General features: G+C 63.3%; 20 protein-coding genes. 16 read left to right on the forward strand and 4 right to left on the reverse strand.

The window, feature by feature from the left end:
- Nucleotides 1–37: 37 nt before the first annotated feature.
- The 3 genes from AB7G19_RS25560 to AB7G19_RS25570 all read left to right on the forward strand — a co-directional run bounded on the left by AB7G19_RS25560 (nucleotide 38) and on the right by AB7G19_RS25570 (nucleotide 2,417).
- Nucleotides 38–808, forward strand: coding sequence for an alpha/beta hydrolase (locus AB7G19_RS25560; RefSeq protein ID WP_063983778.1), 771 nt, complete (start codon nucleotides 38–40; stop codon nucleotides 806–808).
- A 175-nt stretch (nucleotides 809–983) separates the two neighbouring features.
- A complete protein-coding gene (locus AB7G19_RS25565) occupies nucleotides 984–1,859 on the forward strand; it encodes an alpha/beta fold hydrolase (protein ID WP_441268233.1) in 876 nt (291 codons plus the stop codon).
- Between the two features lie 63 nt (nucleotides 1,860–1,922).
- Nucleotides 1,923–2,417, forward strand: coding sequence for a DUF302 domain-containing protein (locus AB7G19_RS25570; RefSeq protein ID WP_441268234.1), 495 nt, complete (start codon nucleotides 1,923–1,925; stop codon nucleotides 2,415–2,417).
- Nucleotides 2,418–2,492: 75 nt separating this feature from the next.
- On the opposite strand, the gene AB7G19_RS25575 is transcribed toward AB7G19_RS25570, so the two are convergent.
- Nucleotides 2,493–3,389 (reverse strand): LysR family transcriptional regulator, encoded by an 897-nt coding sequence (locus AB7G19_RS25575; RefSeq protein ID WP_441268235.1) that lies wholly within the window; start codon nucleotides 3,387–3,389, stop codon nucleotides 2,493–2,495.
- Nucleotides 3,390–3,680: 291 nt separating this feature from the next.
- Between AB7G19_RS25575 and AB7G19_RS25580 the strand changes: the two genes are divergently transcribed.
- From AB7G19_RS25580 to AB7G19_RS25590, 3 genes are all read left to right on the forward strand, one after another.
- Nucleotides 3,681–4,415 carry an SDR family NAD(P)-dependent oxidoreductase gene (locus AB7G19_RS25580; RefSeq protein WP_441268841.1) on the forward strand — a complete coding sequence of 245 codons (735 nt, stop codon included), beginning with the start codon at nucleotides 3,681–3,683 and terminating at the stop codon, nucleotides 4,413–4,415.
- Between the two features lie 16 nt (nucleotides 4,416–4,431).
- Nucleotides 4,432–5,031 (forward strand): NADPH-dependent F420 reductase, encoded by a 600-nt coding sequence (locus AB7G19_RS25585; protein WP_441268236.1) that lies wholly within the window; start codon nucleotides 4,432–4,434, stop codon nucleotides 5,029–5,031.
- 306 nt (nucleotides 5,032–5,337) lie between these two features.
- Nucleotides 5,338–6,984 carry a DUF4238 domain-containing protein gene (locus AB7G19_RS25590; protein WP_441268237.1) on the forward strand — a complete coding sequence of 549 codons (1,647 nt, stop codon included), beginning with the start codon at nucleotides 5,338–5,340 and terminating at the stop codon, nucleotides 6,982–6,984.
- 434 nt (nucleotides 6,985–7,418) lie between these two features.
- Here AB7G19_RS25590 and guaA read toward each other — a convergent pair whose 3' ends face one another.
- Nucleotides 7,419–9,017 carry a glutamine-hydrolyzing GMP synthase gene (gene guaA, locus AB7G19_RS25595; RefSeq protein ID WP_441268238.1) on the reverse strand — a complete coding sequence of 533 codons (1,599 nt, stop codon included), beginning with the start codon at nucleotides 9,015–9,017 and terminating at the stop codon, nucleotides 7,419–7,421.
- A gap of 149 nt (nucleotides 9,018–9,166) precedes the next feature.
- Here guaA and AB7G19_RS25600 point away from each other — a divergent pair, with 149 nt between their 5' ends.
- The 3 genes from AB7G19_RS25600 to AB7G19_RS25610 all read left to right on the forward strand — a co-directional run bounded on the left by AB7G19_RS25600 (nucleotide 9,167) and on the right by AB7G19_RS25610 (nucleotide 10,599).
- Nucleotides 9,167–9,538: a nuclear transport factor 2 family protein gene (locus tag AB7G19_RS25600; protein ID WP_441268239.1), complete on the forward strand. Its 372-nt coding sequence runs from the start codon at nucleotides 9,167–9,169 to the stop codon at nucleotides 9,536–9,538.
- A 253-nt stretch (nucleotides 9,539–9,791) separates the two neighbouring features.
- Nucleotides 9,792–10,124 (forward strand): DHCW motif cupin fold protein, encoded by a 333-nt coding sequence (locus AB7G19_RS25605; RefSeq protein WP_063983785.1) that lies wholly within the window; start codon nucleotides 9,792–9,794, stop codon nucleotides 10,122–10,124.
- A 265-nt stretch (nucleotides 10,125–10,389) separates the two neighbouring features.
- Complete coding sequence (locus AB7G19_RS25610) at nucleotides 10,390–10,599, forward strand: cold-shock protein (RefSeq protein WP_008141931.1); 210 nt, start codon at nucleotides 10,390–10,392, stop codon at nucleotides 10,597–10,599.
- Between the two features lie 214 nt (nucleotides 10,600–10,813).
- Here the strand turns inward: AB7G19_RS25610 and AB7G19_RS25615 are convergent, their stop codons facing one another.
- Nucleotides 10,814–12,112 (reverse strand): RsmB/NOP family class I SAM-dependent RNA methyltransferase, encoded by a 1,299-nt coding sequence (locus tag AB7G19_RS25615; protein WP_441268240.1) that lies wholly within the window; start codon nucleotides 12,110–12,112, stop codon nucleotides 10,814–10,816.
- Between the two features lie 109 nt (nucleotides 12,113–12,221).
- Complete coding sequence (locus AB7G19_RS25620; protein WP_063986431.1) at nucleotides 12,222–12,596, reverse strand: MAPEG family protein; 375 nt, start codon at nucleotides 12,594–12,596, stop codon at nucleotides 12,222–12,224.
- A 168-nt stretch (nucleotides 12,597–12,764) separates the two neighbouring features.
- Here AB7G19_RS25620 and AB7G19_RS25625 point away from each other — a divergent pair, with 168 nt between their 5' ends.
- The 7 genes from AB7G19_RS25625 (at nucleotide 12,765) to AB7G19_RS25655 (ending at nucleotide 18,605) form a co-directional block, all read left to right on the forward strand.
- Nucleotides 12,765–13,379 (forward strand): acriflavin resistance protein, encoded by a 615-nt coding sequence (locus AB7G19_RS25625; protein WP_441268241.1) that lies wholly within the window; start codon nucleotides 12,765–12,767, stop codon nucleotides 13,377–13,379.
- Between the two features lie 70 nt (nucleotides 13,380–13,449).
- Nucleotides 13,450–14,292, forward strand: coding sequence for a metallophosphoesterase family protein (locus AB7G19_RS25630; RefSeq protein WP_441268242.1), 843 nt, complete (start codon nucleotides 13,450–13,452; stop codon nucleotides 14,290–14,292).
- A 141-nt stretch (nucleotides 14,293–14,433) separates the two neighbouring features.
- Nucleotides 14,434–15,729, forward strand: coding sequence for an amino acid deaminase (locus AB7G19_RS25635; RefSeq protein ID WP_441268243.1), 1,296 nt, complete (start codon nucleotides 14,434–14,436; stop codon nucleotides 15,727–15,729).
- An 11-nt stretch (nucleotides 15,730–15,740) separates the two neighbouring features.
- Entirely contained in the window at nucleotides 15,741–16,400 is a 660-nt protein-coding gene (locus tag AB7G19_RS25640) for an amino acid ABC transporter permease (RefSeq protein ID WP_063983789.1), read from the forward strand.
- 10 nt (nucleotides 16,401–16,410) lie between these two features.
- Complete coding sequence (locus tag AB7G19_RS25645) at nucleotides 16,411–17,061, forward strand: amino acid ABC transporter permease (RefSeq protein ID WP_071914840.1); 651 nt, start codon at nucleotides 16,411–16,413, stop codon at nucleotides 17,059–17,061.
- Nucleotides 17,048–17,776, forward strand: a complete 729-nt coding sequence (locus AB7G19_RS25650; RefSeq protein ID WP_441268244.1) for an amino acid ABC transporter ATP-binding protein — start codon at nucleotides 17,048–17,050, stop codon at nucleotides 17,774–17,776. The genes AB7G19_RS25645 and AB7G19_RS25650 overlap by 14 nt, the downstream gene beginning before the upstream one ends.
- A gap of 31 nt (nucleotides 17,777–17,807) precedes the next feature.
- Nucleotides 17,808–18,605: a transporter substrate-binding domain-containing protein gene (locus tag AB7G19_RS25655; protein WP_441268245.1), complete on the forward strand. Its 798-nt coding sequence runs from the start codon at nucleotides 17,808–17,810 to the stop codon at nucleotides 18,603–18,605.
- Nucleotides 18,606–18,616: the final 11 nt, after the last annotated feature.

The raw sequence follows: 18,616 nt of genomic DNA on the forward strand, positions 1-18,616 counted from the left end.
GACCTTATTCCGTCCGACATATCAACAGGAACGATCAATGCTAAATATCCTTCTCTCAGCCGCCACCGTACTCCTGGCCGGAACGGCATGGGTCGGCCCCGCCCATTCCGCTGAGTTGCCCAAGGGAGCAGCCCACAACATCGTGCTCGTGCACGGCGCTTTCGTGGACCAGACGAGCTGGCAGCCCGTTGCCGATATTCTCTCGAAGAAGGGCTACAACGTCACGCTCGTGGAAAATCCGCTCACTTCGCTCGCCGCTGACGTCGATGCCACCAAGCAGGCGCTCGCGAAACAGGACGGCAGGACCGTTCTGGTCGGTCATTCATGGGGCGGCGTGGTGATCACGCAAGCCGGCAATGATCCCAAGGTCTCGGCGCTGGTCTATGTCTCCGCCTTCGCACCGGAGGTCGGTCAATCCCTGGCGTTGCTGGCCAAAGACGGCCCGCAGACCGAAGGCGTCAAGGCGATCCATCCCGACGCGAAGGGCAATCTGTATATCGATCCCAAGCTGTTTCCGTCAGCCGTCGCGGCTGACCTTCCTCCTGAGATCGCCGAGCACCTGGCCAACTCGCAGCTTCCGCTGAGCCTCGCTGCGTTCGAGGCGCCTGTCAGCATTGCGGCCTGGCGCGACAAGCCGACGTTCTACGTCATCACCACGAAGGACAAAGTCATCGCGCCCGAGGTCCAGAAGTTGTTCGCAGCCAGGATGAAGGCTCAGACGACGGAAGTCGCCGGCAGCCATGCCTCGCTCGTGGTCCATGCGAAGGAAGTCGCCGAGGTCATCGAAAAGGCCGCGCTCGCGAAGTGACGAACCTGCTCCCGGCGCTGTCGCGCCGGGAGCGCACACGCTCGCTCGGAGGAATGCGGAACGCCTCGGACCGCGATGGCGCGAAGCGCCAGCGACTTCCTGGAGGAAGGTTTCGGTCGCCGCGCTACGTGCGTCACCCGCTCGATCATTTCATGCCAAGCATCCGGAGTACGATATGACTCAACTCGACATCGCGAACCAGGACGCCCTCTCACTCGAAACGGTGCCAACCCGTTACATCGAAGGCCACGGAATCCGCTTCGCCTATCGCCGTCTCGGCCCCGCGACTGGAACTCCGCTGGTTCTTCTGCAGCACTTCTCGGGAAACATCGACGGATGGGATCCCGCCGTCGTCAACGCTCTGGCCGCTGATCGCCCCGTGATCGCCTTTGACAACGCAGGGGTCGGCCGGTCGACCGGTCAAACGCCCGACAACGTCGCGACGATGGCACGAGACGCCGTGGATTTCATCGACTTGCTCGGCCTCCTCGAAGTGGACCTGCTTGGCTTTTCTCTCGGCGGCTGCGTCGCTCAGCAGATCGCCGCCGAACACGGACAGCTGGTCCGGAAGCTCATACTCGTCGGTACCGCGCCGAAAGGCGGAGAGGAACACCTGTTGGCGGTTCTGCAGGAAGCGTTTTCCCAAACCGATGTGCCGGACCCCCGCCTGCCGCTGTTCTTCACGAATTCATCCGCCAGCCGGTCTTCCGGCTTGGCCTTCCTGAAGAGGACCAAGGTGCGCAAGGATGATCGGGACACCGATAACGGCAACGCGGTAACCGATCCACAGGCCAAGGCGCTGATCACCTGGTGCGCCACACCTGATCCCGGGCACGCCATTCTGCGCGCTATCCGCCAGCCCGTTCTTGTGGTCAGCGGCAGCCACGACACCATGCTGCCTGCGAACAACGCTTACGCAATGTCTAGGGAACTGAGTAACGCTCAGTTGGTCCTCTATCCCGATTCAGGGCACGGCGCGCTGTTTCAGCACCACGACATCTTCGTCAGCCACGTCCGGACTTTCCTGGATGCCCAACCCGCGGCTGAATGACACAAGGCGCGTTCCGACGGGATCAGGCGCACTTTATCCATGAGAGTTGTTACAGAGGACAAAATGACAATCGCAAAAATCGAAGTGGAGCGCTTCAGCCTCACGAGCTTAAAATCGTTCGACACTATTGTGGCGGCGCTCAAGTCGGCGGTCGGGCAGCCCAACATGGTCGATTTTTTCAAGGAAACGAGGGCGACAAATTCCTTCCCGGATTTGGAGCGCGTTGTACGAAGCGGCCTCGGCCGAACGGACCTTATGCTCTTCGCGGAATTTGACTTGGGCGACATTCTGCGTCGCGAAGCCGGATCCAAGACGCCTAAAATCATACGGCTTGTGATCGGCAATCCACTCATCATGAAAGAAATGGTCAAGCACGTGCCCGATGCTGGATCTTACGCTCCGGTCACAGTGCTCATTGATGAGCGCCCCGATGGTGTGCACGTCTCTTATGACAAAATGGAGAGTTTTCTGCTGCCCTATGGCAACTCGGAAGCCCTCACCGTTGCCCGAAATCTCGATGCGAAAATCACAACCTTGCTACGCGAATGTGCAAGCTGAACGACATCGCTTCAAGCGATCGCAGCCCGGCTTCCGACCGGATTACGGCAAGCGTCGCCGGCGACCTGCCGGGCGTCAGTCGCGCGATACGGACGGCCCCGCGAGAAGCGGCGCGTACGCGGCGAGCCTGCGGGAGACGAACTCGGTGAAGAGCCGCACGCGCTTCGTCTTGCGTGTCTCCCCCTGTGTGAGAAGCCAGAGCGTTCCGTACATGTGCAGGTCGGTGCCCGGCACCCTCACCAGCAAGGGATCGGCATCTCCGACGAAGCACGGCAGCGTCGTGATCCCGAGCCCTTGCCGTACAGCAACGATCTGCGCCCCGGCATCTGTGACCCTGAACGGAACCTCGGCGGCGCGAACCTCACCCTCGCTGGCCCAATCCGGAATTCCATGAATGCTGATGACGATCCACCTGATAGGATCAGGCGCGCCTGCACGCCACGCGGCTAGTCGATCCCGGGACATGTAGACGCCGCCGAACAGCTCCGGTCCCTTCAGGCCGTGAAGATTGAGCGGCAGGGTTTTGCGGTCGTAGACGACGCGGATCGCGACGTCGGCCTCTCGGTTGGTCAGATTTGCCAGCTCGCCGAACGACAGGATGTCCATCTCGATGTCCGGATGCAGACGCGCGAAGTCGGCGAAATCAGGCATGAGCAGGTGTGTCGCCAGCGGCGGTGCCAGCGTCACCCGCAGAAGCCCGCGCACGCGCTGGTCGCGGCCGAAGACGCGCGTCTCCAGCTGGTGCGACGACGCTTCCATCTGGTCCGCAAGTTCGAGAACCTCCTCCCCTGCAGCCGTCAGGCGGTAACCCGAAGGCAGCTTCTCGAACATGAGCGCCCCGAGCCGTTCCTCCAGTTGGGCGACGCGTCGCAACACGGTTGAATGGTTCACCCCGAGGCGCTCGGCGGCGGCCCGCACCGAGCCTCCGCGCGCGACGGCAAGAAAGTAGCGAACGTCGTCCCAGTCGATCATGGTGCAATCCTGCACCGCCGGGGTGCGCCTTCCAGTGCCCGTGTCCAACACATCGAACAGCATCTCGTATCTGGGTAGCACGGGCGGTGATCATAGCCCATGCCGCCAGGCGCGGCCCAATTCCGGACGGCGGACAGCGATCGTCGCGGCTGGCGTCAATCGTCCAGCCGGATCGATTTCGCACCACCGATGTGCGCGCTTCCGCACTCAACGCCTGACGACGACGGACCTATGTCGAGGTCCTCGGGGGCCTCCCCGAACGACCAAAGGCGGAGTCTCAAAGGAGAAGTCATGGGAAAGCTTGAAGGTAAGGTTGCAGTCGTCACGGGTGGATCGAGCGGCATGGCGCTGGCGAGCGCCAGGCGGTTCGTTGAAGAAGGCGCCTATGTCTTCATCACGGGCCGAAGGCAGGAGGCGCTCGACGAGGCCGTCAGGCTGATCGGCCGGAACGTGACCGGCGTGCGCGGCGACGCGGCCAATCTCGACGACCTCGACCGTCTGTTCGACACGGTCAAGCGGGACAAGGGCAAGATCGACGTCCTGTACGCGAGCGCCGGCATCGGCGAAGCCGTCCCACTGGGCGAGATTACCGAGCAGCATTTCGATGCGGCCTTCGGCCTGAATACGCGCGGCACGCTGTTCACGGTTCAGAAGGCGTTGCCGCTGTTTCGCGATGGCGGATCGATCTTCATGACCGGGTCGGTTGCGTCGGTGAAAGGTTTTCCCGGTTACGGCGTGTATGCGGCGAGCAAGGCGGCGTTGCGCTCATTCGCACGCACTTGGCTCAACGAACTGAAGGGCAGGAATATCCGGGTGAACGTGCTGAGCCCGGGGCCGATCGCCACGCCGATGCAGGACCAGGTTCTCACCGAGGAGGCGAAGCGGATGTTCGAATCCCTGATCCCGCGAGGAAAGATGGGTCGTCCAGAGGAAATTGCGGCGGTCGCGCTGTTTCTTGCTTCAGACGATTCCAGCTTCGTGAACGGGGTGGAGTTGTCTGTCGACGGCGGCTTCTCGGCCATCTGAAAATCGGAGAAACATGATGAGTTACGCAATCATAGGATTCGGCAAGGTAGGCCAGGCCCTCGCCCGCGCCTTCGCCCGTAAGAACATCGAGGTAACAGTCGCGAGCCGCCGGCCGCCCGAGGCGTTGGCGCCGCAGGCTCGGGCGATTGGCCCCACGGTCGTCGCCAAGTCGCTGCGGGAAGCACTCGAGGCCGGCACGATCATCCTGGCGGTCCCGTTCGGGGAGCATCGCGAGGTTGCGAAGGCCCTGCCGAGCTGGAAAGGCAAGACGATCATCGACGCGATGAACGCGTTGGTTCCCCCTGAGGAGCTGGACGGTCTCCCGTCCTCCGCCTTCGTCGCGAAGGCGTTCACCGGCGCCAAGCTCGTGAAAGGTTTCAATCACCTGGTTGCGGCCACCCTGGCTGCCGATCCAATCGTCGAGGGCGGGCACCGGGTCGTCTTCCTGTCTGGTGACGACGAGGACGCGACCGCTCCCGTGGCGGCCTTGGCCAAACAACTCGGCTTCGCCCCCGTCAAGCTGGGAAAGCTCAACGAGGGTGGCGCGCTGGTGCACGCACGCGGCCGCATCTGGGGCCAGCTCATCTTCCAGGACTTGTTTAGGAAGGAGCAGTAATCGGCGTATCGGCGCCGTTCCAAGAGCGGGGGAGACGCCCGACGGAGGAGTAACATGTCGTTCTGACGTACGCAGCTCATCTGGAGCTGATGTGGTCGGGGTTGGCCGCCACAATCACAGCAGGCGTTTTGTCACATGATTGATGTGAGCGTGTGTGTGTGATGGTTCACAGCGGAGGTGCGGCAAATTGGGCGGCGGGGCGCGGGCGAGATCAACGGCCTTACTACCGGTGATGGAGATTGCACCACCCCTAGCGGCATACGGTATACTATTCGACCGAAGGATGATTCTGGAACGAAGGGCACTATGGCCGGCAAGCGTCAACACTATGTTCCGCGGCTGCTCCAGCGCGGCTTTCTTCACGATCCCAGTCAACAAGCTGAACGAACTTGGCTTCACCGACGACCAATCGAACCCAGGCTTGTTAGCATTCGTGACGTCGGCGTCGAAGAATGGTTCTACTCAAAAGAGTCGTCCGGAGGCGAACTGACGCTCGATGATATCATTACCAACATCGAGAGCGACCTTAGCGGCACAATCAACGACCTGCGCGCGACACCAATCGGGAGCGCTGTCAATTCCGACATTGCCGCGCACTTTGTGGTTCACCTTGTAATGCGCACCAATCACCTCCGAACATTGATGTCCAAGGGATTTTCGAGCGTGTCCGAAAAGATACAATCAATCTTTTCAGATCCTTCGAGTTTGGAGAGAATGTTTGGGTTCAATTCTTATGAAATTGCACCACGCGTCACCGAAAGCATTCGGGGCAAGGCATTTGAACTTGCTTCTAGCGGAATTCCAATCCCGTTCACGGAACGAATAATGTCGTTCCTGGTGAGAGAAAACGGGGATGACATAGTGCGCAACATCACAAAATCATTCGCACCACTTCTTCCACATATATTCGGCGATCTAACAAGCAAGATACGCGACGCGCACAATGAAATCCTTCAAACCTCGTCTGGCGATAATGCATGGGTGACAGCCTTATCAAGCTTGTCCTGGACGGTCGAAGCTGGCGAGGATCTAATTTTGCCTGACTGTGTTGCGCTAGCTACCGAGGCCAACGAACGTCTTGTGCCGCTTTTATTCTCGCGCGCGGCAGACGTCCGTCGATTGGCGCTGCCGATTTCGAGAGAGCGCATCCTCATAGGTGTTGCCGCAAATGAGGATCGATTAGATCTAACCACCTTGAACCACCGCGCCGCTGCTTGCAGCGAGGCATTCTTTATCGGCGCACGCCCATATGACAATGATGTTGTCGCCTTGATTGGATCGGGCCCTATGACTGCGGTTCGACAAGCGATCGAGCTAGCAATGGATAGCGCCAGCATGGAAGGAGTGTCCACTCCAGAGATATCTGCGCGCTCTCACAGCAATGACTTCGAACTACTTGACTTCAAGTATACTATCCGTCTTGCGGACTTCGGCGATGAAGCGCTTGCCAAGCAGCTAGGGGAGGTATTTCAGGTCATAGTAGCAGAACTCTCACGCCGGCGGCTTCCCCTGCAAAACCTCGATGGCTTCACGATCGCCAAAGACTATGGAGCGGCGCTTGCTTGCTTAGACCGAGGCGCCCCCGAATTGCCACCTGCAAAGAGCGACGCCCTTGAATATGGCGCAGGTATAGCCAGAACAGTCAGCCTGCAACGCGATGGAACGAGGAAGCAACAGATTGTTCTCAATGCGGACGTTGCGCAAGCTTGCCTCTCCGACGACGACGAGACGAGGGCTAGCGGGCTCTATATCGTAGCGAAGATGTTGGTGATTGTAGCACACAGCACGCTCTTCGCCGATCAACGCTGCGAAATGCCCCCAGATCTCTTAGCTGCTCAACTGCACTCGGCCGTTGCAATGACACCTTGTGGATGGTTCAGCGCTCGCGAAAGCGCCTTCCTCGCACCAGACATGGGACAAAGATATGCCGAACTCGTGATCACCAGCATCTAATTCACGGAACGTAAGTTAGCTGAGGAACGCGTACTCAGTCAGAAGACGGGTGATGTAGGCAATGTGACGCGGCGATCCGTCGAATGCATCTCTGCGATCTTACAGCATGCAGCTGACTGGCTAGGCCACCGTGCGGGCCTGTCGGAGGGCCAGGGATTTGAGGGGGACGATTTGCCGGTGCGTCTGCAATCCCGTGGCTTGGATAAATGGCTAGAATTGTTCGGGCGAGATCTGGCAGCCGTCTACGAAACAGATTCCGCCGGACTAAACATGTCGATGGTTGTAAGACTTAGTCGCCATTTTGAAAGGATACTTTGGGCACATGGCATTTATGCATGGCCCCAAGATGGTGACGTCTGCTGCCTTGTGACGGATCAACGGCTAGTTCTCCCAACTTCCTTCGGTAGCTACGACTAATCTTCGACGACTCCCCCTCACTCCCACTCAATCGTCCCAGGTGGCTTGCTGGTCACGTCGTACACCACCCGGTTCACGCCCTTCACCTCGTTGATGATGCGCGTGGCGGTCTCGCCGAGAAACTTCATGTCGAACTGGTAGAAGTCGGCGGTCATGCCGTCGGTGGAGGTGACGGCGCGGAGGCCCACGACATAGTCGTAGGTGCGGCCGTCGCCCATGACGCCCACTGTCTTCACCGGGAGCAGCACGGCAAAGGCCTGCCAGATGTCGTCGTAGAGGCCGTGCTTGCGGATCTGGTCGATGTAGACGGCGTCGGCCTTGCGCAGGATGTCGAGCTTGTCCTTCGTGATGTCGCCGGGGCAGCGGATGGCAAGGCCCGGACCCGGGAACGGGTGGCGGCCGACGAAGATTTCGGGCAGGCCGAGCTCATAGCCGAGCTTGCGCACCTCGTCCTTGAACAGCTCGCGCAGCGGCTCGACGAGCTTCATGTTCATGCGCTCGGGCAGACCGCCGACATTGTGGTGCGACTTGATCGTCACCGAGGGGCCGCCGGTGAAGGAGACGCTCTCGATCACATCGGGATAGAGCGTGCCCTGCGCGAGGAAGTCGGCGCCGCCGATCTTCTTGGCCTCCGCCTCGAACACTTCGATGAAGAGGCGGCCGATGGTCTTGCGCTTGGTCTCGGGGTCGGTGACGCCTTCGAGCTCGCCCAAGAATTGCTTCGAGGCATCCACGTGCACGAGCGGGATGTTGTAGTGGTGGCGGAACAGGTCGACCACGGTCTTGGCTTCGTCGAGACGCAGCATGCCGTGATCGACGAACACGCAGGTGAGCTGGTCGCCGATCGCTTCATGGATCAGCACGGCCGCGACGGCCGAATCGACGCCGCCGGACAGGCCGCAGAGCACCTTGCCCTTGCCGACCTGGGCGCGGATCTTCGCGATCTCCTCCTCGCGGAAGGCGCGCATGGTCCAGTCGCCGGAGAGGCCGGCGATCTTGCGCACGAAGTTGCGGATCAGTTTGGCGCCGTCAGGCGTGTGCACCACTTCGGGGTGGAACATCAGGCCGTAGTACTTGCGCGCCTCGTCCTGGATGATCGCGAACGGCGCGTTCGGCGAGGTGCCGGCCACCGAGAAGCCCGGCGGCATTTTTGTGATGCGATCGCCATGGCTCATCCAGACCTGGTTCTTGCCGCCCGGCGACCAGACGTCCTCGAACAGCTTGCTCGGCGCCTTCACCTCGACATCGGCGCGGCCGAATTCGCGATGATGGCCGCCCTCGACGGTGCCGCCGAGTTGCTCCGCCATGGTCATCTGGCCATAGCAGATGCCGAGCACCGGCACGCCGGAGGCGAAGATCAGTTGCGGGGCGCGGGGCGAGCCGGCCTCATGCACCGACTCAGGGCCGCCGGAGAGGATCACCGCTTTGGGTTTCATCTCCTTGAAGGCTTCTTCGGCCTTGTTGAACGGGACGATCTCGCAATAGACGCCGTCCTCGCGCACGCGACGCGCGATCAGCTGCGTCACCTGGCTGCCGAAGTCGACGATGAGAATCTTGTCGTGCGCCGAGGCCACCGAGGGCGTCGACGCGGAGCGGTCGTTCTGTGCTGCTGTCATGGCCAGCAAATACGCGACCGGGCCCCTGCCCGCAACCGCGCGATGCGCGCGCCCACATTCTTCTTTGGGCATGGACAAATGGATATAGGTCAGTATTATTGACCTAATATGCCCTCACGCCAAACAGGGGGCAATCAGGGGAGAACGCCATGCCACAGCACCATCAGCCATCGACGCTCGCCGCGCTCGGCCGGACCTGGGTCGAGGCCTGGAACGCGCGGGATCTCGAGCGCGTGCTGACGCTCTACGCCGAGGACACCGTGATGACCTCGGACCGCATCCCCGCGATGGGGTTCGATTCCAGCGGCACCGTGCGCGGCAAGGACGCCTTGCGGGCGTATTGGGGCAAGGCGCTCGCCCTGTTGCCGGAGCTGCATTTTGCGCTGATCGACCTGTTCGTCAGCCCTGATAGCGTCGTGGTGTTTTACGAGAACGAGCGGGGCAAGCGGATTTGCGAATATCTGCGGGTGAATGATGCGGGGCTGATCGTGCAGGGGTCGGCGAACCATTTGGTGCATTGACGCTTGCGCGCATTGCTGTCGGCCACGCGCTTATCGTGTGCAGACGGTGCCGCCCCATCCACCGCTGTCATTCCCCGCGCAAGCGGGGAATCCAGTACGCCGCGGCTTTTCCGCATCACGGCGCGGCCTCTGGAATACTGGATCGCCCGATCAAGTCGGGCGATGACACCGAGGATCGCTCGCAATGACGGAGACTGCCGGACGAGCGTGCGCTAACACTGCGCCCGCCGGCTCTGAGACAGGATCACCACCCATGAAACTCCCCGCCTCCCCCTTCACCGTAACCGACTGGAGCAAGGTCGAGGCCACCACGCATCCCGGCGAGACCGGGCAGGCCAAGTGGCGGACGCTCAACATCGGCGATCTCCGGGTGCGGATGGTCGAGTATTCGCCGGGCTATCTCGCCGATCATTGGTGCGACCGCGGCCACGTGCTCTACGTGCTCGAGGGCGAGCTCGACAGCGAGCTGCGCGACGGGCGGAAATTCAAGCTGACGGCGGGGATGAGCTACCAGGTCTCGGACTTCGGCGACGCCGCGCACCGGTCCTCGACGGCCACGGGGGCGACGCTTTTCATCGTGGATTGAGGGCTGTCGGGCGGCTCATTTGCACCGCAAAATAGCAAAGCCGCGCCACATGCCGGCCCACGGGTGGTGCCTTGAAGTAGCCCCAAATTCTCGCTATATTGTGATCATCGATACTTGGCCGAACGACTGGGCCGCTTCGCTTCGTTGCAGACGGGCGCGCACGCTTCAGATGACTTCCCCAAACATCGACTGAACAGGATCATGGGCGCCATTTTGCGTACCGGTCCACGTGCGTATCCTCTCTAACTAACTAAAGGAAATTCCCATGGCTATGGGCACCGTGAAGTGGTTCAACACCCAAAAGGGTTATGGTTTCATCCAGCCGGATGACGGCCAGAAGGACGTGTTCGTTCACATCAGCGCCGTCGAGCGCGCTGGCCTCTCCTCCCTCAACGAGGGTCAGAAGGTCTCGTTCGACATCGTCGCCGACCGCCGCAGCGGCAAGTCGTCGGCTGACAATCTCCGCGTCGGCTAACGCCCACGCACCGTTCTGACCACGGACGTACCGGCAGAACGTCGAGTTAGAAAGCCCCGCGAGCTTCGGTTCGCGGGGTTTTTGTTTTGGGGAACTGCGGCGCGGCACACGCGGTGCCGTAGGGTGGGCAAAGGCGCGCTCTTCGCGCGCCGTGCCCACCATCTTTCACACTACGAATGGTGGGCACGCTTTCGCTTTGCCCACCCTACGAGAGCTACGTCTTCTTCAGCACCGAGACGAAGAACCCGTCCGTCCCCGTCCGCCGCGGCGTCATCAGCCAGCCTTCGTCCGACTGCAGCGCGGCCTTCGCAAAATCCTCCGCCTTGTCCCAGAGCACGCTTGCGGTCTGCTCCGGCGGCACGACTGCGAATTCGGGATGGCGCCCCACGAACGCCCTCACCTGCTCGCCGTTCTCTTCCGCCAGCACCGAACAGGTGATGTAGGCGATGCGGCCGCCGGCCTTGACCAGCGGCACGGCGCGCTCCAGCACCTCGGCCTGATCGCGCAGGCGGATCTCCAGCGCGCCGGGGCGCATGCGCCATTTGGCGTCGGGGTTGCGGCGCCAGGTGCCGGTTCCCGTGCAGGGCGCATCGATCACGACGAGGTCGGCGGTGCCGCTGATGTCGGCCAGCGGATCGGCCTCGCCCTTGGGCGTGCGGACATCGGCATTGTGGACGCCGGCGCGCGACAGGCGTTCGTGGATCGGGGCAAGCTGGCGCTTGTCGCTGTCGGTGGCGATCAGCCGGCCCTTGCCCTGCATCATGGCTGCGAGTGCCAGCGTCTTGCCGCCGGCGCCGGCGCAGAGATCGATCACCTGCTCGCCGGGTTTTGCCGCGGTGAAGCTGGCCGCAAGCTGCGATCCCTCATCCTGAACTTCAACGGCGCCCTTGATGAAATCCTCCTCCGCCTGGAGGCCCGGGTTGCGTGCATCGGCCGAAAGCTCGATACGCAGGCCGTTTGCGGACCATGGCGTCGGTTCCGCATGAAGATGAGCAAGCCCGCGCAGCACCTTGTCACGATTGGATTTTAGCGTGTTGACGCGCAAATCCAGCGGCGCCCGGCTCGCCATCGCGGCCGCCTCCGCGGCGCGGTCCTCGCCGAACACTTTTGCAAAGTACGGGTCGAGCCAATCAGGATAATCCCCGACGATCGCGGCCGGCGCGTCCTCGAGGGAACGCGAGGCCAGCGCGGCCTGCTCGGCCTCGGTCAACGGCGCCGGTGCAAACCGGCTGCCGTCGAACAGCGCGCCCATGGTGGCCGCGTCCATGTTGCGCTCGAGGCGGAGCATGCCGATCAGCCGGGCGCGTGCGGTGTCGGCGTCCATCAGGAAAGCGCTCGAGGCATAGCGGCGCAGCACGTCCCAGACGAGGCCGGCGATGGCGGCGCGGTCGCCGGAGCCGGCGAAGCGGTGCGCGGTGCCCCACTCCTTCAGCGCCTTGGCCGCGGGCACGCGGTCCTTCTCGATGGTGTCGATCAGTTCGATGGCTGCGGACAGCCGGGCAGCGGGAGTCATTTGAATCTTTCAGGTCAGGAATGGCTATTTTTGTTTTGCGCTGATCTTGTCGGAAAACCGGTATCCACTTTGCGCTAACTCGGCCCTCCGGGTCCGGATCATGCGTGCATCAGATCAACAACAGCATCTTCAGCGCGAAGTAGATCCACATCGCGAGCAGCACAAGCACGCCCGCGAGCCAGATCGTGGAGCGCCGGCCGGGATCGTTGGAGGAGACGAACACGCCGGCATGGGCAAAGCGCGTCACCACGAACACCCAGGACATCAGCACGATGAAGAGATCGGCATGGCGCAAGGGCAGCGCCAGGGCGATCAGCGCGTAGAACAGCACCGGCAATTCGAACTGCTCGCCCAGCGCAATGTCGCGGCTCTTGGTCTCGCCGGAGACCAGCGAGCGCCGGCGCGCCAGTACCATTCCGATCAGGAGTGCGAAGGTGAGACCGACCTGCACGAAGACAGGCAGCAAAACCATTTGGATGGACATCGGAACTTTCCCGTAAGGCGGAACACCGCGGACCGTCATTAGCCGCGACTGCTGGCGCTGACAATCAACGAGTTGAACCGGTGTTCCCGGTCCCGCGACCAAAGGCCGATAGTTAAAGCGATTTCGGCCCCTTGAGGCCGCAAGGCGAGCTAGCGCCAAGAGACTGACATGAACACCCTCCCAAGCCTTTTGACCGAATCCGCGGACGGCCGGCTCGGCGCCTTGATGTCGGCGCTGTCAGGCATGGCGGCGGCGCTCGCGGTCGCGCTGGCGATGACGGTGTACTTCCGCCTGAGCTACCGGAGCTGGCGCGACGTCGTCAGGCATGGCCTCGCCACTTTGGCCGCGCTCGCCCTGTTCGCCTTCGCCGCCTACGACATGCGCCACGCCGCGCTCGCTTATCTCGGCCTCAATCCCTCCAAGCCGGCGGTCGAGTTCGAGATCCGGATGCCCAGGGAAACGCTGACGGCGGTGTCCGACAGCCAGATCGAGCTGCACACCGACCGCAACCAGACGCTGGCGCTGGTCGACGGCGTGCGCGAGCTCGGTGATGGCCGCTCCGTGCTGCGCGGCGCCGTGGCGCTCAACCACCGCACCGCCGACCGCATGCTGGTCGTGAACCTGCCCGGCAAGGGCACGTTCGAATTCCGCCTCCGCCTGTCCGCCGAGCCGCATCGCTCCGAGCAGTTCGGGCCCTGGCACCTCGCTGACCGCATCGCCTCGCCGGCCACCGGCGGCGTCGCGCCGCAGGACGCCTACACGATCCGCTATCGCGTGCTTTAAACTTTGTTTCATCGCGATGCATGCGCGCGCCGTCATCGTTCCGACGTGCGACAACGCGTATGCTGACCCCATGTCCGAATTTCGCCTCACGCAGATTTCCGACACCCATCTCGGCCGGCGCTTCCCCGGCCTGATCGCCAACTTCGATCGCGTCAGCGAACACATCGACGCTGATAGGCCCGACCTCGTCGTCAACACCGGCGACGTCTCCTTCGACGGGCCGACAAGTCGCGACGATGTCGAATTCGCCAAGAGCCGGCACGACGCCCTGCCCGTCGCCTGCTGCTACATTCCCGGCAATCACGACATCGGCGACAATCCAACCGCGATCGGGCCTGCGCCCAAGCCGCCGGTTGAGGAAAAGCACCGCCAACAATTCCGCGACATCATCGGCGAAGACCATTGGTCGTTCGAAGCGGCCGGCTGGCACTTCATCGGCCTCAACTCGCTGGTGATGAATTCCGGGCTCGCATTCGAGGCTGAGCAGTTCGACTGGTTGTCCCGGGAAATGGCGCGCATCAACGGCAGGCCGATCGCGCTGTTCGTGCACAAGCCGATGTTTCTCAACCTGCCCGACGACCCCGAGACGCCGGAGACCTCGATTCGCTACGTGCCGCAGCCGGCACGCGCGCGCTTGATCGAGATGTTCTCGACTGTGGACCTGCGTCTCATCGCCAGCGGCCACGTGCACCAGCGGCGCGACTTCACCTATCGCCACACCCGCCATGTCTGGGCGCCGTCGGCCGGCTTCAGGATCAACGACCAGCGCCAGGACCGGATCGCGATCAAGGAAGTCGGGCTCGTCGAATACCGCTTCCGGCCGAACAGTTTTGAAGTTCGTCACGTCAGGGCCGCGGGCCAGGTCGATGTCGATATCGAGGAGCTGCTCGCCCAGATGGGCGGCGAGCACTAGCCCAATTCACGGGCACAACACCTTACCAAATTACCTCCCTGTATCGAATTCGCGCCAAGATTGGCTAGAATCCGCTAATGACAACGTTGTCATTCCGACCTATCGTTCCCGAGCGGTCGAGGGGCCGCTGAGGGAGCGACGATGCAGTTCTTGTCCCGGTGGGAGAGCCAACGTCTTTCAACGACCACGCGGGGCATCCCCCTGGTCGATGGCCTGCCGATCGAGGAGATCGCCCGCCAGGATTGGCAGCCGTGCCGCGGCGATCTCGCCCTGCCCGCCCTCACGCTCGATGAAGCCGCCTTCGCAGCCAACCGCGACCTCTTCCTGCGCTGGTGCAAGGGCGCCGGCGTTGCCGTTGCGCCCCACGCCAAGACGCCGATGTCGCCGGAGCTCGCTCGGTCGCTGCGCGAGGCCGGCGCCTGGGGCACGACGGTTGCCAACATCCAGCAGGCCGCCGTGCTGCTCGCCCATGGCGAGCGGCGCCTGCTGCTGGCCAATGAGATCGGCGGCCTCGCGGCCGGCCGGCGGCTCGGCGCGTTGCTCGGCGCCTATCCCGACGTCGAATTTCACGCCTTCGCGGATTCACCGGCGGCGGTCGCAGCGCTCGCTGAAGCGGCCCGGATTGCGGGCCGCAGCGAATTGTCCGTGCTGGTCGAGCTCGGCGCGGGCCGAGCCGGCGCGCGCGATCGCGCCGCGGTCGAAGCGACGATCGCAGCCGTGCTCGCGGCCGACGGCCTCCTGCTCGGCGGCGTCGCCACTTACGAAGGCGCGGTCGCAACGCCCGATGCCGACGAGACGATGCGCGCGATCGCGGCGCTGATGGAGCGCACCATCGCGGCCTTCGCGCTGGTACGTCATGCTGCCCCGGGCCGGCCGCTGATCATCAGCTCCGGCGGCTCGGCCTATTTCGACGTCGTCGCCCGCGCGCTCGCACCGAGTGCGCAGGCCGACGGCAACGCCAGCGTCCTCTTGCGCTCAGGCGCCCTGTTCTTCGCCGATCACGGTATTTACGCGCGCGCTTTCGCCGAGCTCGACCGTCGCGGCGGTCTCGTCATCGACGGCGCGCGGCACTCGGCGGCCGAGGGTTTCCAGCCTGCACTCAAACTTTGGGCCGAGGTGTTGTCGCGGCCGGAGGCAAGCCTTGCGATCGCGGGCTTCGGCATGCGCGATGCTTCCTTCGATCAGGGATTGCCGGTGCCGCTGCGCGTCTTCCGCGACGGCGTCGAACAACAAGGGCTCGCCGAGACCTTGTCGGTCACCCGTCTGAATGACCAGCATGCGTTCCTGTCCGTCGCGCCCGATGGCGCGCTTGCGGTCGGTGACATCATCGCCTTCGGCATCTCGCATCCCTGCACCTGCCTCGACCGCTGGCGCGTCATCCTCGGCCTCGACGCCGACGGCGTCGTCACGCGCGCCCTGCCCACCCAGTTCGGCTGAGAGCGGGCCCGATGAATTTCCTGCCGCTGTGGCGCTATCAGAACCAGCTCATCGACGGCGCCATCGTCACGCTCGAGCTGACGGTGATCGCTGCGCTGGCCGGGCTTTTGATCGGCGTTGCCGGCGCGGTCGCGCTGAACGGCCGCATCACGCCACTGCGCTGGCTGGTGCGCGGCTACATCGAGCTGTTCCGCAACACGCCGTCGCTGATCCAGATCTTCATCGTGTTCTTCGTGCTGCCGAACTTCGGCCTGAAGCTGCCGGCGTTCGAAGCCGCCGCCGTCGCGCTCTCGCTCTATTTCGGCGCCTATTCGGTCGAGATCATCCGCGCAGGCCTCGATTCCGTGCCGAAGAACCAGATCGAGGCCGGCCAGTGCCTTGGGCTGTCGGGCTGGCAGGTGTTCCGTCACATCCTGCTGCCGCCGGCGCTGCGCAATGCCTATCCGGCCGTGACCAGCCAGTTCGTCCTCCTGCTGCTCGGCACCTCGCTCGCTTCGCAGGTCGCCGCCGACGAGCTGTTTCATGTCGCGGGCTTCATCGAGAGCCGCACCTATCGCAGCTTCGAGGTCTATGCGGTGATCTGCGTGGTCTATTTCGCGATGGCGATGTCGTTCAAGGCGCTGTTCGCCATCATCGGTCTGGCGGCCTTCCGCTGGCCGCGGCGGCGCTGAGGGGACAGCGATGCGATCCTTCACCCTCATCGATTTCGTCTCGCTGTTCGCGGCGCTGCGCTGGACAGTTGCGCTCGTCGTACTCGCGCTCGCCTTCGGTGCGCCGCTGGCGCTGGCGCTCGCCACGGGCCGCATCAGCCGCTTCGCCGGCCTCCGCTGGACGATGGCGGCGTGCATCCAGATCGTCCAAAGCGTGCCGCTGCTCGGGTTGCTGTTCTTCTTCTATTTCGGCATGCCGATGTTCCTGGGCATCCAGGTGCCGGCCCTCGTCGCCGTCACCGTCGCCTACACGCTCTACACCGCCGCCTTCCTCGGCGAGATCTGGCGCGGCGGGCTGGAAGCCGTGAAGCAGGCGCAATGGGAGGCAGGCAGCTGTCTCGGCCTCTCCGCCTGGCAGCAATTCCGCCACATCATCGCGCCGCAAGCACTGCGGCTGTCGCTGCCGCCGACCGTCGGCTTCCTGGTGCAGCTGATCAAGGGCACCTCGCTCGCCTCGATCCTCGGCTTCGTCGAGCTCGCCCGCGCCGGCCAGGTGGTGAGCGCGGCGACGTTCCAGCCGCTGCTCACCTACGCGCTGGTCGCTGCGATCTATTTCGCGCTGTGCCTGCCGCTCACGCTCTGGTCCCGCTCTCTGGAGGCCCGCCTCGATGGCTCTCGTTGAAATCCGCGACGTGCACAAGACATTCGGCAAGGTCGAGGTGCTCAAGGGCGTCTCGCTCGACGTCGAGGAAGGCGAGATCGTCACGATCATCGGCCGCTCCGGCTCCGGCAAGTCGACACTGCTCCGCTGCATCAATGCACTGGAGAGCGTCGATTCCGGCGATATCCGCGTCGAGGGCGAGAAGGTCCACGCCAGGATGCCTGACCTGAAGGCATTCCGTCAGCGCGTCGGCATCGTGTTCCAGGCTTTCAACTTGTTTCCGCATCTGAAAGTCGAGCGCAACATCACGCTCGCTCCGCTCCTCACCGGCCGCACCGACAAGGCCCGCGCGCGGGCCCTCGCCGAGGACGTGCTGACCAGAGTCGGCCTCGCCGACAAGATCGACGCCTGGCCGGAGCAGCTCTCTGGCGGCCAGCAGCAGCGCGTCGCCATCGCGCGCTGCCTCGCCATGGCCCCTCACCTCATGCTGTTCGACGAGGTGACCTCCGCGCTCGACCCCGAGCTCGTCGGCGAAGTCCTGAAGGTGATGGAGGCGATGGCGAAGCAGGGCATGACCATGATCCTCGTCACCCACGAGATGGGGTTTGCCCGCAACGTCGCCAATCGCATCGTCTTCATGCATCAGGGCCGCGTCTGGGAACAGGGACCGCCGGCAAAACTGTTCGCCAATCCTGAAACTCCCGAGCTCGCAAGCTTCATCGCGTCCGCCAGATAACCATCCACCAATCCCCGATCAGGAGAGAGCCATGAGACCACTGAAATCCCTCTTTGCGATCGCAGCCACGGCGCTCGCCGTGCTCGCTGCCCCCACCCTCGCGCGGGCCGACAAGCTCCAGGACGTGCTCGGCGCGGGCAAGCTGCGCGTCGGCCTGCTGACCGACGCCGCGCCGTGGGGCTTCAAGGACGACAAGGGCGAGATCGCAGGCTTAGATGCCGATCTCGCCCGGCTGATCGCCGCCGACATGGGCGTCAAGCTCGAGCTCGTGCCGGTGACGGGCGCAGCGCGTATCCCGAGCCTGCTCTCGGACAAGATCGACATTTTGATCGCGGGCCTCGGCGCGACGCCCGAGCGCGCCCAGCAGGTGATGTTCTCGCAGCCTTATGCGGTGGTGAATCTCGGCGTCTATGGCGCCAAGGCAATTCCGGCCGCGACCGGCAAGAAGCCCGACAATCTCGACGGCCGCAGCGTTGCGGTGGCCAAGGGCTCGACGCTCGACGTCTGGCTCACCGACAACGCGCCGAAGGTGAAGCTGGTGCGTTTCGAGGACACGCCGGCCGCGCTCGCCGCGTTTCTCGCAGGACAAGCCGACACCTTTGCCGAGAACAGTGCCATCGCGTTGAAGGTTCAGGACCAGAACCCGACCAAGGAGGTCGAGCTGAAATTCCTGATCCGCCAGTCGCCGGCCCATGTCGGCGTGCGCCAGGGCGAGCAGAACTTGCTCAACTGGATCAACACCGACATCTTCTTCAACAAGCTCAACGGCAAGCTCGGCGCGTTGCAACTGAAGTGGTTCAAGGAAGAGCAGACGCTGCCGACGCTGTAAGCTTGCGCACG

Source organism: Bradyrhizobium sp. 215_C5_N1_1 (genome assembly GCF_052075935.1).
GTDB lineage: Bacteria > Pseudomonadota > Alphaproteobacteria > Rhizobiales > Xanthobacteraceae > Bradyrhizobium > Bradyrhizobium barranii.